The sequence below is a fragment of the Acetonema longum DSM 6540 genome, from assembly GCF_000219125.1.
Taxonomy (GTDB): domain Bacteria; phylum Bacillota; class Negativicutes; order Sporomusales; family Acetonemataceae; genus Acetonema; species Acetonema longum.
This window is the reverse complement of record NZ_AFGF01000054.1, coordinates 1-14,389: the sequence shown is the minus strand read 5'-3', so window position 1 is coordinate 14,389 and position 14,389 is coordinate 1. Positions and strand designations below refer to the sequence as shown.

Sequence of the window (14,389 nt, the reverse complement as noted above, 5' to 3'; positions counted from 1 at the left end):
TTCATTGTAGCAATACCAGATTAATTATTTCAGATTTTATATTGATTACTCTCTTTTACCGGCAACAAATATCCATGCGGATCAGTTTAGCGCCTGCGAGGCTGATCGTGACGGAGAGGCCTTCAGGGAACCCTTCCAGCAAAAGCAGGTCATGCTGCAAAACCGTAGCCTGCTCACTGCCGGCAAAGGCAAAGAAAGCCGAACCGCAGCCGCAGAAAAATGCCATGCGGTTATACGGCTTGCCGCAACTCCCGCAACCACCAAGCCCAATTGTGCCGTCTTGCTCAATCACCGCCATTCTGCCGTGAGCCCCCGGGCCCAGCATGAGATTGAAGTCGGTAACCTTGCCGGTTCCGGACGAATCCCAACCGCCGTCGAATACATCAATTTCCTGGTAGGGGTGCATGAGCAGGTCGTAATGGCCTTTGTGGCATACCTGCGCGGTTCCCTCAAGCATCACCAGATGACGCGTGATATTTTCCAGTTTGCTGTATTTAGCCGCCGCATCGGAGTAAGCAACTGCCATACTGAGCCGATAAGAGAAGTCCCTGTTGGCATAGGATGATTCCGGCGGGTAAATAACATACTGCTTGCTGATACCGCCTGACCAGGAAGTTGTAGCAGCAGCATCAGCCGTAATCCTTGTGAGTTTCATTTTTGACCTCCTTTCAGCCAGGCCCGGCATGAAAAACGGAACAATAAGCCAGCTATCATAATTACCATGCGGCAATTGGCATGCTATGCATACTTATAAATAACCCTGGTTATTCCTCCGACTATGATTAAACTGGAGTAATTTTACGGATGAGACGATAATAAGGTGACACATACGATATAAGTTGAAAGGCGGGTTTGGAAGTGCTGGAGTATATTATTCAAATTGATTTTGTAAATCGTCCCGGGTTGGGTTATGAAATATTCAAACTTACCGAAAAGCACAACGCAGATAAAATTGCTATGGAGGCAACCCCTAAGCATGGAATGGTTATCCAGTTCCAATGTGAGGCTGAAGAGCAGGCGCTGAATTTAGTAACTGATCTCACGAAGGTGGAGCATATTACAAATGTTGCATTTCGCGCGCAGATGCCTTATCAGGAAAAAGAAATTGAGCTGCGGACGATTCTTAATTCTGTTAGCGAAGGGGTTCTGGCGATTGATAAAGACGGTATCATATCGCATCTTAATGAAGTGGCCTGTAAAATACTGCATTGTAAATCAGAAGAAGCCATCGGTGTAAAAGTGGAAGAATTAGTGGGAGAAGATCCCCCCATGCTTGAAACATTGCGATTCGGTCATGTTTGTAGGCTGAGAGAACGGAAGATAAAAAGAAACGGAAGGACTGTACAGTTCTTGTCCAGCAACGTACCGATCCGCAATGATCAGGGGCAAATCATAGGCGCTGTTTCGACCATTCAGGACTTTCAGCAGGTAGAAAAAGTAATATTACAGGCAAGTAAATCATCTCAGTCAACAACATTTGATGATATTATCCATCAAAGTCATCAAATGACCCGGCTTATAGCTTCTGCCCGTACTGTAGCCAGAAATTCTTCCACCATTTTATTGCGCGGGGAAAGCGGCACAGGCAAGGAGCTGTTTGCCAGCGCCATTCATGCGGAGGGATCAAGGTGCAATAAGCCCTTTATTCCCATAAACTGTGCGGCATTAACAGAGTCTTTGCTGGAAAGTGAACTGTTTGGTTATGCAGAGGGGGCTTTTACGGATGCTGTCAAAGGCGGCAAGAAGGGGCTTTTTGAGCAGGCCAACGGCGGTACGCTGTTCTTGGATGAAATAGGCGATATATCGCCCCGGCTGCAAGTGCGGCTTCTGCGTGTCTTGCAGGAGGGGACGCTTCGCCGCGTGGGAGGTAATAAGGATATTGGCATCGACGTACGGGTAATAGCGGCCACGAACCGCAATCTGGAAGAAATGATTGTATCAGGGGAATTCCGGGATGATTTGTATTACAGACTGAATGTGATCCCTCTGACAATCCCGCCTTTGCGGGAGCGAAAAGCGGACATTCCTGTGCTGGCCCAGCATTTGATTCGAAAAATTTGCACTAAGATCCATAAGCCGGAAGTTCATTTAGTCAAAGCAAGTGTTGAAATTCTGGCAGCGCAGAAATGGCCGGGCAACGTACGACAGTTGGAAAATACGCTGGAGCGAGTGATCAATTTAACCGATGTTGCCGAAATCAGGCCCGAGCACCTTGCCGCCTGGGCGGACCTAACGGAAGCCGTTACCGTAAAGGATATCGGGAATATATCAAAGAATCAGCAGGCCTTGCAGGTCGAAATTCCGCTAACCGGAGATTGGCCGCCGCTAAAGGATATCGTAGCCAGCGTGGAAAAAGAAGTGATTACCAGGGTTCTAAAAAAATATCCTTCCTCCCGGTTAGCGGGACAAGTCTTAGGAGTATCCAATACTACAATATTAAATAAGATTCATGCATATAAAATTTGAACCCTCCTCGAATCTCCTTAACACTGGCATGAATATTGCAAATGATCCAAGTAGTTACTTTCAAGCTAAAAAAGGAGAGGAGCGAGAGAAATGGATTCAGCAAATCATGGCATGCAACGGGGACTAAAAAATCGACATATTCAGATGATTGCCCTGGGGGGAGCAATTGGCACAGGATTGTTTTATGGATCGGCGCAAACGATTCAATTGGTGGGACCGGCGATTACTCTTTCGTATATCATTGGCGGGATCGTTATTTTTATGATTATGAGGATGCTTGGTGAAATGGCGGTGGATGAGCCCGTCTCGGGTTCTTTTAGTTATTACGCGTACAAATACTGGGGAGAGTTTCCCGGTTTTTTATCCGGCTGGAACTATTGGTTTAATTACATTATTGTTAGTATGGCTGAACTGACGGCGGTAGGAATTTATATCAACTATTGGTGGCCCGATGTGCCACATTGGGTATCTGCCCTGGCGTGTTTGGTATTGATCACCTTGCTGAACCTAATCGAAGTAAAAATGTATGGTGAACTGGAATTCTGGTTTGCAATCGTGAAAGTAGTTGCTATCATCGGCATGATTATTCTGGGGGCTATGATGATTTTCACCGGAATCGGCGTCGGCGGAACCCCTCTCGGCTTTGAAAATCTTTGGATTCATGGCGGATTTATGCCCAATGGGATAGGGGGATTGCTGCTGTCGCTGGTCATCGTGATGTTTTCATTTGGCGGCATTGAACTGATCGGGATTACTGCGGGGGAGGCCGATAACCCAAAAAAGTCAATCGCTCAGGCCGTCAATCAGGTAATGTGGCGAATTTTGGTTTTTTATGTAGGCGCATTAACGGTCATGATGATTATTTATCCTTGGAATAAAGTCGGTTTAGATGGAAGTCCTTTCGTGCAAATTTTTTCGAAAATGGGTATTCCGGCGGCCGCGACGATTTTGAATGTGGTTGTTCTTACTGCTGCTCTGTCGGTTTATAACAGCGGCATTTACAGTAATGCCCGCATGCTGTATGGGTTGGCGCAGCAGGGCAATGCTCCCCGGATTTTTGCGAAATTAAATGACAAAGGTGTACCTGTAGCAGGCGTTCTGGCGTCCTCCACGTGTACTCTGGCTGCTGTGGCGCTAAATTATTTGATGCCTGGGAAGGTCTTTATGTATCTTATTGCCGTGGCCGTTCTGGCCGCAGTCATTAGCTGGATTGTGATTATTATTGCCAATCTTAAATTCCGTGCCGCGAAGGGGAATGATGCAGACAAACTGGAGTTTAAAGTGCCGCTGCATCCATATTCCAACTATGCTTGCCTGGCGTTTATGATTATGATCGTGGTTTTGATGCTTCAGATTGATAGCATGAAACTGTCGGTCTATATTATGCCTGTATGGTTAGTTGTTCTTTGGATCGGCTTTAAATTGAAAAAAGGGACGGCAAAGTCGAGGAACATTACATAAGTTGATCAGGAGCAGCCGGATAAAGGATATTTCTACAGAAAGTGGAAGTATCCTTTATCTTTTTTATTCTCTGCATCGCTGCCAGGATGATTCATTATCTTTTCATATTGGTAAGAAAATTTATCAATCAAAATTATCATAATCCTCTTGATTATCCTATTTGGCATTGATTATCGCTTGGTACGATACTTGCAAAAGTATATAACAAGCTTAAAGTGAATGAACTCACTTTACAATTCGGATGAACTAGGAGGAGTTTATAATGGCGGTTAAGTACATCCCGGAACCCTTTAGAATTAAAATGGTGGAGCCAATCAAAATGCTTACCCAAAAAGAAAGAGAACAGAAGATCAAAGAAGCAAAATATAATTTATTTAATCTTGCCGGGCAGGATGTGTATATTGACCTTCTGACCGACTCAGGGACCAACGCCATGTCCGACCAAATGTGGGCGGGCATAATGCGAGGTGATGAGGCCTATGCCGGGTCGTCCAGTTATTACAAGCTGTTGGAAGCGGGTAAGGATATTTTCAATTATGATTATATCCAGCCGGTTCATCAAGGACGGGCGGCGGAAAAAGTTCTTTTTGGCGCTATGCTTGTCCCGGGAAAAATTGCTATCTCCAATATGTTCTTTGATACAACGCGGGCTCATGTAGAGCTTTGCGGCGCACGGGCTCTGGATTGTGTCGTGGAAGAGGCGAAGGACCCAACGAAGAGGGCTCCGTTCAAAGGCAATATGAATGTGGAAAAGATGGAAAAGACGATTTTGCAATACGGGCCGGAAAATGTGGGACTGGTTGTAATGACCATTACCAACAACTCTGCCGGCGGTCAGCCCGTGTCCGTGCAAAATATTCGTGAGGTAGCCGCTGTTTGTAAAAAATATAATATTCCTTTGAACATTGATGCTGCCCGTTATGCTGAGAATGCGTACTTTGTCAAGCTGCGGGAAGAAGAGTTCAAAAATAAGTCAATTAAGGAAATCATCAGGGCCATATTTGACTGTGGCGATATGTTTACCATGTCTGCTAAAAAGGACACGATCGTAAATATGGGGGGCTTAATTGGCGTTAAAGATGCAACCTCTCCGCTGATTCTGCTAATCAAGGCCCGGTGCATCTCCTTTGAAGGCTTTACAACCTACGGCGGCCTTGCGGGAAGGGATCTGGAGGCATTGGCGATAGGCCTTTACGAGGGACTGGATGAGAATTACCTGAAGTATCGCATCGGTCAAATGGAATACTTGGCAGCCCATTTGGACGACGCCGGTATTGCTTATCAGTCGCCGGTGGGCGGCCATGGTGTATTCGTTGACGCTAAGGCGATGTTCCCGCAGATTCCCTATTATGAGTTCCCGGGACAGGTCCTGGCAGTTGAACTGTATAAGGAAGCCGGCATTCGCGCCTGCGATATTGGTTCCTATATGCTGGGCAATGATCCGGATACCAAGCAACAACTCCATGCTGAGTTCGAATTTACCCGTCTCGCCATTCCACGCCGTGTATATACGCAAAGCCACTTTGACATCATGGCGGAAGCACTCATTGCGATCAAAGAAAGGGCGCACAAAATTAAGCACGGTTATAAGATTACCTGGGAGCCACCCATCCTCCGGCACTTCCAAGCGCATCTTACCCCGGTTGACAAATAGAAACTACCGCAGATTATACAGGCTGGCATCGTTTTTTTAACGATGCCAGCCTGATGATTTTAGGGCGGAGGCAGGCAACCGGCTGGCCGCCGAGGCGCGGACCGGAGGCAAAGGCTGGTTCCAAATTATTGTTGATTCCGTAAAGATAAATTCGGAACCAGCTTTTTTAACCATTTATTGATTTTACTTTATAAATTAAATTGTAGTAAAATTATTTGACGATATTTTGACAGTACATTTGTAGGATCTTAAATATTAAAGCCTTCAAAAACAGGGAAAGGCATAGGCGTTAAGGAGGAGACATCTGTATGTAATGTTTGCGCCGAATGGAAGCCTTTTGACGATAATTTGATATTATCACAATATAATTCAAAATATAGAAAATTGTGAAATGAATTTAACAACGATATCAATATCGATATCGCGAAAGGGGATATGGCAGTGAAGCTGGATAATCAAGCAATTGCGGGTGCCATGACCATTAAACTGGACAATATTTTACCGGAACCGCCTGTATTTAAAGAGGGCGTACGCAGGGCGCCTGACCGGGGCTTCCGCTTGACCGCCGCTCAGAGTAAAGTAGCGCTGAAAAATGCGCTGCGATATGTTCCGGCGGAATTGCATCGTCAACTGGCCGGTGAATTTATGACAGAGCTGAAAACCTACGGCCGGATTTATGCCTATCGTTATATACCCAAAGAACGCATTTACGGTAAGCCGCTGGATGAGTATAAGGGCAACTGCATAGAGGGGAAAGCCTTCCAGGTCATGATCGACAATAACCTGGATCATAACGTGGCCTTATATCCCTATGAATTGGTGACCTACGGGGAAACAGGCAGTGTGTGTCAGAACTGGATGCAATACCGGTTGATCAAAAGATATCTGGAAGCCCTGACCCAGGAGCAAACACTGGTGGTAGCGTCAGGCCACCCTCTGGGACTGTTTCCCTCCAGGCCGGAAGCCCCTCGGGTCATCATCACCAACGCTCTGATGGTAGGGCTGTTTGATAATCAAAGTGACTGGGAGCTGGCTGAACAGCTGGGAGTAGCCAATTACGGCCAAATGACGGCCGGCGGCTGGATGTACATCGGTCCCCAGGGGATTGTCCATGGCACGTTTAACACCATCCTGACGGCTGGCCGGCTGAAGCTGGGGGTAGCGCCGGAAGACGACCTCCACGGCAAGCTGTTCGTCTCCTCCGGCCTGGGCGGTATGAGCGGTGCCCAGCCGAAAGCGGCGGAAATTGCCAACGCGGTGGGCATAGTTGCCGAGGTGGATATTTCCCGCATTAACACCCGGCTGGAGCAAGGCTGGGTTAAAAAGTGCAGCGACAATCTGGAACAAGTTTTCGCCATGGCTGAAAAATCCCAGGCGGCCGGCAAGTCTCTTTCTATCGCTTATCATGGCAATATTGTGGATTTGCTGGAATACGCGGTCACTCATCATAAAAAGATTGATTTACTGTCTGATCAAACTTCCTGCCATGCGGTTTACGACGGCGGTTATTGTCCCCAGGGGCTGACTTTCGGCCAGCGTACGGAAATGCTGGCTCATGACCGGACAAAATTCCATGGGCTGGTCAATCAAAGCCTGAAGCGTCATTTTGAATGCATCAAGACCTTGGTGGAACGGGGCACTTATTTCTTCGATTACGGCAACTCGTTCCTCAAGGCTGTGTATGACGCCGGCGTAACCGAGATAGCCAAAAACGGCCATGATGAAAAGGACGGTTTTATTTTTCCCTCCTATGTGGAAGATATTATGGGACCGGAATTGTTCGATTACGGCTATGGGCCCTTCCGCTGGGTATGTCTAAGCGGAAAACCGGAAGATTTACGTAAAACCGACTTGGCGGCTATGTCTTGCATCAACCCGAATCGTCGCGGTCAAGATCGCGATAATTACATTTGGATACAGGATGCGGCAAAAAACGCCCTGGTGGTGGGGACTCAAGCCCGTATTTTGTATCAGGATGCTGAGGGGCGTAAAAATATCGCCCTGAAATTCAATGCCATGGTGCGCAACGGAGAGATCGGGCCGGTGATGATGGGCCGGGATCACCACGATGTCAGCGGCACGGATTCCCCCTTCCGGGAAACGGCCAATATCAAGGACGGCAGCAATATGATGGCCGACATGGCGGTGCACTGCTTTGCCGGCAATGCCGCCAGGGGAATGAGCCTGGTGGCGCTGCATAACGGAGGCGGTGTGGGCATCGGCAAGGCCATTAACGGCGGCTTTGGCATGGTGTTGGACGGCAGTGCGAAGGTGGATGAGATCCTGCGCTCCGCCATGCTGTGGGATGTCATCGGCGGCGTGGCCCGCCGGTCATGGGCCAGAAATGAGCATTCCATTGAGACGATGATCGAGTTCAACCGGGACTATCGGGGCAAGGCTCATGCCACCCTGCCTTATTTGCCGGAGGAGCAATTGATCGATGAAGTTGTCGGGGCGGCATTCAAATAACCCATGGTGAGTAAAGATAGAAAAGGAGGGGAGAGCTTTGTCCGGTACAAGCAATACATTGCTGATCAAACATGCGGCGGAGATTGTCACCAATACCGGTGAAACCGCCAAACAAGGAGCGGATATGAACCGGCTGCTGCGTATTGCCGACGGGGCTTTGCTGATTAAGGACGGCAGGATTGAATGGATAGGAGAAACCGCCGCCCTGCCGGCTGTTGATCACAGGGATCTGGAAATCCTGGATGCGGCAGGCTGCAGCGTCATTCCCGGGTTTGTCGATTCCCACACCCATTTTGTGTTCGGCGGCTATCGCCCTGAAGAGTTTTTCTGGCGGCTGGCGGGCACTCCTTATCTGGAAATCCTGGAGCGGGGCGGCGGCATTCTGAACACGGTGCAGCAGACCCGGGCAGCGGAGTATGCCGAGCTGGTCCAGAATGCGGCGAAACGCCTGGACGCTATGCTGTCTATGGGTGTCACCACCGTAGAAGGCAAGAGCGGCTACGGCCTGGATCTGGCCACTGAACTCAGACAGCTCCATGTGATGGGGACTTTAGATCAGGAGCATGCCATGGATGTCGTGCCCACCTTTATGGGGGCCCATGCCGTACCGCCCGAGTTTTCCGGGCGAACTGACGACTACGTCGACTATATGATAAAAACCGTCCTGCCGGCAGTGGCTAACCAGAAAATCGCGGAGTTTTGCGATGTATTCTGTGAAAAAGGAATCTTTTCCCTTCAGCAGACCCGCAAGATTCTGCAGGCTGCCCAAGCTCTGGGCCTGAGGCCGAAACTTCATGCCGATGAGATCGTAGGCTTTGGCGGGGCCGAACTGGCCGCCGAGCTGGGTGCCGTGTCGGCGGATCACCTGCTCCAGGCATCGGACCGTGGAATTTCCGCTATGGCGGCTCATAGCGTGGTGGCGACCGTACTGCCTCTGACAGCCTTTTGCCTGCGGGAGGAATATGCCAGGGCCCGGATCATGATTGACAGCGGCGCCGCTGTGGCCCTGGCCACCGACTATAATCCGGGAAGCTGCTTCAGCCACTCCATTCCCATGCTTATCGCTCTGGCGACGATTCAAATGAAACTGTCGCCGGCGGAGATTTTAACGGCATTGACCTTGAATGGCGCTGCCGCCGTCAGGCGGGCGGACCGGACCGGCACTCTGGAATGCGGCAAACAAGCCGATATTGTGATCCTTAAATACCCGTCCCATTTATTTTTAAGCTACCATGCGGGTATGGACATTGTCCGCACGGTGATTAAAAAGGGACGAGTAGTAGTGGATAAATCGTAAATTAATTAAGGAGAGGGGATTTTACATGATACTTTTGAATCCGGTAGTTATTTCCGTCCTCGTATTATGTATTCTTTGTTTGCTCAAGCTGGATGTGCTGCTGACTCTGCTGGTGGCTGCCGTCGTCGGCGGCTTAGCGGCAGGCATGAGTATGAGCGACACCATGGGTTACTTGATCTCCGGTATGGGCGGCAGCTCGGAAACCGCATTAAGTTATATCCTGTTGGGCATTTTTGCCGCAGCCATGGAACACACCGGCGTAGCGGCCATATTCGCCAAAAAAATCGGGTCTATGGTGAAGGGCAATAAAACCGTATTGGTATGGGTATTAGCGGGAGTCGCCTGTTTATCCCAGAACCTGATCCCGGTCCATATCGCCTTTATTCCGATTCTAATCCCGCCGATGCTGATGCTGATGAACAAGCTGCATCTGGACCGGAGAGCCGTAGCCTGCGCCCTTCAGTTTGGCCTGAAAGCACCGTATATCACCATACCGGCAGGGTTTGGCATGATCTATCACACAATTGTAGCCAACAATATCACGAAAAACGGTTTAGCCGTCAGCAATATGGAAATATGGAAAGTTACCTGGCTGATCGGAACAGCCATGCTGATTGGACTGTGCGTCGCCGTCTTCTGGGCTTACAGCAAGCCCAGAGAATACAATATGGACGAAGACGCCGTTAGAAAATACGAAATGGAACAGAATCGGGAGACAAAATTAAACCGGGACCATATCGTTACCTTAGTCGGCGCAGTAAGCACCCTGGGCATTCAATTGTATTTCGGCTCATTGCCGCTAGGCGCTTTGTTCGGATTGGCGATCATGATCCTATTTGGCGCGATCAAATGGAAGGATATTGAAAAACTTGTAATGACGGGCATGCATATCATGGCTTATATCGCCTTTATCATGCTGGTAGCGGAAGGTTTCGGCAATGTGTTGTCCAAATCAGGCGCCATTGATCAATTGGTGCAGTTTGCCGTAAACGTATCCGGCGGCAGCAAGCTGATTGCCTCTACCGCCATGGTTCTCACCGGATTGGTTATCGTTACCGGCTTAGGAACATCCTTTGGTACTGTTCCGGTTCTGTCAGTGCTGTATGTGCCGATTTGCATGGGCATGGGTTATTCTGTGCCGGCTACCATTCTGCTGATCGCGGCTTCGGCGGCAATCGGCGATGCCGGCTCCCCTGTGTCTGATACGGCACTTGGACCTACGGCCGGTCTGTCGGTAGACGGACAGCACGACCATATCTGGGATACCTGCGTGCCTGGGTTCATCTATTTCAATATACCGATAGCGCTTACGGCGATTATCGGATCCGTAATGATATAAGATATGGCTGATCATAATCAGAGCACTGACATCTGGAGGTGATTTGATGATATTACTGGATGGATATTCTTTAACGCTGCCTGATGTAATCAAGGCGGCGCGTAATTATGAACCAGTCGGACTCAGCGACCAGGGTCGCCAGCAAATTATTGCCAGCCGGAAAATCGTGGATAAAATATTGGCGGAAGAAAGGCCTGTTTATGGTATTTCTACCGGTTTTGGCGACTTCAGCAGTATCTATATTTCCCAGGATAAACGGGAGAAATTGCAGCGTAATCTGATTTTGAGCCATGCTACCGGTGTCGGCGAGCATTTGCCGGAAGATATTGTCCGGGCGGCAATTCTGCTGCGAGCCAATTCATTAAGCAAAGGGTATTCCGGAGTCAGGCTGGAAACGGTGGAAATGCTGCTGAACATGCTGAATCAGCGCATCTGCCCGGCTATTCCGGCTAAAGGATCGGTCGGGGCCAGCGGCGATTTGGCGCCCCTTTCTCATATGGTATTGGTTATGCTGGGAGAAGGCCAGGCCTATGTAAGCGGCCGGCTGCTGGACGGAGCGGAAGCGCTGAAGACCTGCGGCCTGGTTCCCATCGTCTTAAGCGGCAAGGAAGGTCTGGCATTAATTAACGGCACCCAGGTTATGACTGCCGTTGGCGCCATTGTCTGGCAGGATGCGACCAACTTTATGAAGGCGGCGGACATTGCGGCGGCATTAAGTGTGGAGGCCTTAAAAGGCACTCGAACGGCGTTTGATCTCAGGATCAGTCAGGTAAGGGCTCACGCCGGACAGATGGCAACCACCGAAAATATGCTGCGTTTGACGGAAGGCAGCGCCATCATTGCTTCCCATATCAACTGCCAAAAAATACAGGATGCCTATTCCCTGCGCTGCGTGCCCCAGGTGCACGGTGCTTCGAAAGATGCCCTCCGGCGGGTCGGGGAAACCCTGGCGATTGAAATTAACGCGGCCACCGACAATCCGCTCATTATGCCGGAAACCGGTGAAGCGATTTCCGGCGGCAACTTCCACGGACAGCCTATTGCCTTGGTCATGGATTATCTAAAGCTGGCCATTGCCGAACTTGGTAACATATCCGAACGGCGAGTCAACCGACTGCTGGATGCTCATCTCAGCGAGCTGCCTCCCTTCCTGACGGCGTATCCCGGTATCGACTCGGGACTGATGATCACCCAGTATGTCGCCGCTGCTCTGGTGTCTGAAAATAAGGTTCTGGTACATCCGGCCAGCGCCGACTCCATTCCGACTTCCGCCAATCAGGAAGACCATGTGAGCATGGGGACTATTGCGGCGCGGCAGGCCAGAGAAATATTGGGAAATGCCTGCAATGTCCTGGCCATTGAAATGCTGGCCGCCGTTCAGGGGATTGATTTTCTGTCGCCACTGGCTCCAGGGGAGGGCACAGTCAAAGCCTATCAAACCATCCGCAGCATCGTGCCTCATTTGGAGGAAGACCGGGTGCCGGCACCAGATATAAAAGCGATTTATGATTTAATCACCGGCGGTAAATTGGTGGAAGCAGTAGAAGGATCCGTCGGGAATTTAAAGCTTTGAGCAGATTGATGCTGATGTAGCTGATTGATCCGAAAAGTCTTGACAACAACCGCGGAACATGATATCTTATAAAAAATATAATTATCGTAATCGATACTGGCTGATTAGAAAACTGAAGGCCAGGCATCCGCGAGGAATGCCTGGCCTTTTTTGTATTACATGAACAACAGGAGGAATTCAGATGGGTAAGAAAAGAGATCCACAGTCACTATGCTGCACTGATTGCAGCATATATAACTGCCGGACCCGCTCCGGGCAGTTTCCGGGTTTTTGTTTAACTACCAATGATCAAGACGGTCATCCTGTGTCAGAAGACATCGAAGCAGTCAAACAGCATCTGCGGGGGGACGATCAGGACGCCGTTGTCGCCAGAGCATCGGCTCAGGTGGAAGGACTGTTCTACGGTAAAATGACCCGGGTAGAGGAAATCATTGAATTTGCCAACCGCATCGGGGCTAAAAAAATCGGTATTGCCACCTGCGCCGGATTAATTGAGGAAGCGAAAATTTTCGCCAATATTCTCGCTGCCAAGGGGTTGGAATACTATAGTGTCATCTGTAAAGTGGGATCTGTAGACAAAACTGAAATCGGCATACTGGAAGAACACAAAGTCAGGCCCGGCAGCCATGAAGCTATGTGCAATCCCGTTCTGCAGGCCCGCATCCTGAATTACCACCAGACAGACCTGAATGTGATCGTTGGCCTCTGTGTCGGGCATGATTCTCTGTTCATCAAATACTCCGACGCTCTGGTGACCACTTTGGTGACCAAGGACCGGATGACCGGCCATAATCCGGTGGCTGCCCTGTATACCGCCCATTCCTATTATAAGAGACTGCTGCAGGAGAAAAAATAAAGAGTCGCGTAATCTGTTGACACAGATAAGCGGTTATGATATGATAAAGAACAATTCAATATAAATTCAAAATACTGGTAATTGCCATTAGCTGATTAGTAAACTAAAGGCTAAGGTTGCAGGAATGTAACCTTAGCCTTTTTGTATGGTCAGATCGGAAAGCAGCATTTTTTTCGGCTTTGAAGCAGTTCAATGATTCTTCTGACTGGCCGAAAAGCCCCTTGCTTTCCTCCTCGAGATGCTCTGCATCTCTACGGCTGATTAGAGATCTAAAGGCCGGAGAACATGTTGTTTTGCAGCGTGTCCTCCGGCCTTTTTCAAATGGCTGTCAGAATCAACAATAAAGGAGTGACAGAAAAGTGGCTAAAAAAATCAAGCAAATTGCAATCTACGGCAAGGGCGGCATCGGTAAATCCACTACAACCTCCAATATTAGTGCGGCTCTGGCTGTGGCCGGCTACAAGGTCATGCAGGTAGGCTGCGATCCCAAAAGCGATTCTACCAATACTCTGCGGGGCGGTACATATATTCCGACAGTGCTCGATACTCTCCAGGACAGGAGTAGCGTCAAGCTGAGCGAGATCGTGTTTGAAGGTTTCCATGGCGTATACTGCGTGGAGGCGGGCGGGCCGGCCCCTGGCGTAGGATGCGCCGGACGGGGGATTATTTCGGCGGTTCAAACATTGAAGAATTTGAAGGTATACGATGACCTGGACTTGGATATCGTGATTTACGATGTTCTTGGAGATGTGGTCTGCGGTGGGTTTGCCGTTCCCATCCGGGAAGGGATCGCCGAGCATGTGTTTACCGTATCCTCGGCCGATTTTATGGCCATTTACGCAGCCAATAACCTGTTTAAAGGTATCAAAAAATACTCTAATTCCCGCGGCGCTTTGCTGGGAGGGGTGATCGCCAATTCCATCAGCGCTCCCTATGCCAAGCAGATCGTAGACGACTTTGCGAGCCGGACAAAAACCCAGGTAGTTGGTTATGTGCCCCGTTCTGTGACAGTGACACAGAGTGAATTGCAGGGCAAGACCACGATCGAAGCTTTTCCCGATTCGCCCCAGGCTCAGGTGTATAAACAATTGGCAGCCAAAATTGCTGCTCATGAAGTATCTGCGACGCCGTCGCCGCTGGAGATTGAGGAACTGCGGAGCTGGGCCGCCCAGTGGGCTGATAATCTGGTGGCTCTGGAGACCGGCGAAGTGCGTAGCGCAGCGCAGAGCATCTAAATCGTCCGGGCAGTCTAACTAACTATAATATATAATTTT

Annotated in this window: 10 protein-coding genes; 9 read left to right on the top strand and 1 reads right to left on the bottom strand. The window is 49.4% G+C overall.

What is annotated here, in order from left to right; translation table 11 throughout:
- Positions 1-55: 55 nt before the first annotated feature.
- The gene (locus tag ALO_RS20765; protein ID WP_004094262.1) at positions 56-655 is read right to left on the bottom strand and encodes a HutD family protein; all 600 of its coding nucleotides are present in this window, start codon (positions 653-655) and stop codon (positions 56-58) included.
- A 197-nt stretch (positions 656-852) separates the two neighbouring features.
- Here ALO_RS20765 and ALO_RS07105 point away from each other — a divergent pair, with 197 nt between their 5' ends.
- The 9 genes from ALO_RS07105 to nifH all read left to right on the top strand — a co-directional run bounded on the left by ALO_RS07105 (position 853) and on the right by nifH (position 14,350).
- Positions 853-2,466 carry a sigma 54-interacting transcriptional regulator gene (locus tag ALO_RS07105; RefSeq protein WP_040292938.1) on the top strand — a complete coding sequence of 538 codons (1,614 nt, stop codon included), beginning with the start codon at positions 853-855 and terminating at the stop codon, positions 2,464-2,466.
- A 90-nt stretch (positions 2,467-2,556) separates the two neighbouring features.
- The gene (locus ALO_RS07100; RefSeq protein WP_004094258.1) at positions 2,557-3,927 is read left to right on the top strand and encodes an amino acid permease; all 1,371 of its coding nucleotides are present in this window, start codon (positions 2,557-2,559) and stop codon (positions 3,925-3,927) included.
- A gap of 262 nt (positions 3,928-4,189) precedes the next feature.
- Positions 4,190-5,581, top strand: a complete 1,392-nt coding sequence (locus ALO_RS07095) for a tryptophanase (RefSeq protein ID WP_004094253.1) — start codon at positions 4,190-4,192, stop codon at positions 5,579-5,581.
- A 435-nt stretch (positions 5,582-6,016) separates the two neighbouring features.
- The gene (locus ALO_RS07090) at positions 6,017-8,050 is read left to right on the top strand and encodes a urocanate hydratase (RefSeq protein ID WP_004094251.1); all 2,034 of its coding nucleotides are present in this window, start codon (positions 6,017-6,019) and stop codon (positions 8,048-8,050) included.
- A 37-nt stretch (positions 8,051-8,087) separates the two neighbouring features.
- On the top strand, positions 8,088-9,347 hold the full coding sequence (gene hutI, locus ALO_RS07085) for an imidazolonepropionase (protein WP_004094248.1): 1,260 nt from the start codon (positions 8,088-8,090) through the stop codon (positions 9,345-9,347).
- Positions 9,348-9,372: 25 nt separating this feature from the next.
- Positions 9,373-10,686 carry an SLC13 family permease gene (locus ALO_RS07080; RefSeq protein WP_004094245.1) on the top strand — a complete coding sequence of 438 codons (1,314 nt, stop codon included), beginning with the start codon at positions 9,373-9,375 and terminating at the stop codon, positions 10,684-10,686.
- 46 nt (positions 10,687-10,732) lie between these two features.
- Positions 10,733-12,259 (top strand): histidine ammonia-lyase, encoded by a 1,527-nt coding sequence (gene hutH / locus ALO_RS07075; RefSeq protein ID WP_004094243.1) that lies wholly within the window; start codon positions 10,733-10,735, stop codon positions 12,257-12,259.
- A gap of 181 nt (positions 12,260-12,440) precedes the next feature.
- Positions 12,441-13,115, top strand: coding sequence for a DUF1847 domain-containing protein (locus ALO_RS07070; protein ID WP_004094242.1), 675 nt, complete (start codon positions 12,441-12,443; stop codon positions 13,113-13,115).
- A 359-nt stretch (positions 13,116-13,474) separates the two neighbouring features.
- The gene (gene nifH / locus ALO_RS07065) at positions 13,475-14,350 is read left to right on the top strand and encodes a nitrogenase iron protein (protein ID WP_004094239.1); all 876 of its coding nucleotides are present in this window, start codon (positions 13,475-13,477) and stop codon (positions 14,348-14,350) included.
- Positions 14,351-14,389: the final 39 nt, after the last annotated feature.

What these genes read in the sequence shown, in the direction of transcription:
- ALO_RS07080 (WP_004094245.1), top strand. Translation starts at nt 9,373, where the DNA reads ATGATACTTTTGAATCCGGTAGTTATTTCCGTCCTCGTATTATGTATT.
- ALO_RS20765 (WP_004094262.1), bottom strand. Translation starts at nt 655, where the DNA reads ATGAAACTCACAAGGATTACGGCTGATGCTGCTGCTACAACTTCCTGG.
- ALO_RS07090 (WP_004094251.1), top strand. Translation starts at nt 6,017, where the DNA reads ATGGCAGTGAAGCTGGATAATCAAGCAATTGCGGGTGCCATGACCATT.
- ALO_RS07100 (WP_004094258.1), top strand. Translation starts at nt 2,557, where the DNA reads ATGGATTCAGCAAATCATGGCATGCAACGGGGACTAAAAAATCGACAT.
- ALO_RS07095 (WP_004094253.1), top strand. Translation starts at nt 4,190, where the DNA reads ATGGCGGTTAAGTACATCCCGGAACCCTTTAGAATTAAAATGGTGGAG.
- ALO_RS07070 (WP_004094242.1), top strand. Translation starts at nt 12,441, where the DNA reads ATGGGTAAGAAAAGAGATCCACAGTCACTATGCTGCACTGATTGCAGC.
- hutH (WP_004094243.1), top strand. Translation starts at nt 10,733, where the DNA reads ATGATATTACTGGATGGATATTCTTTAACGCTGCCTGATGTAATCAAG.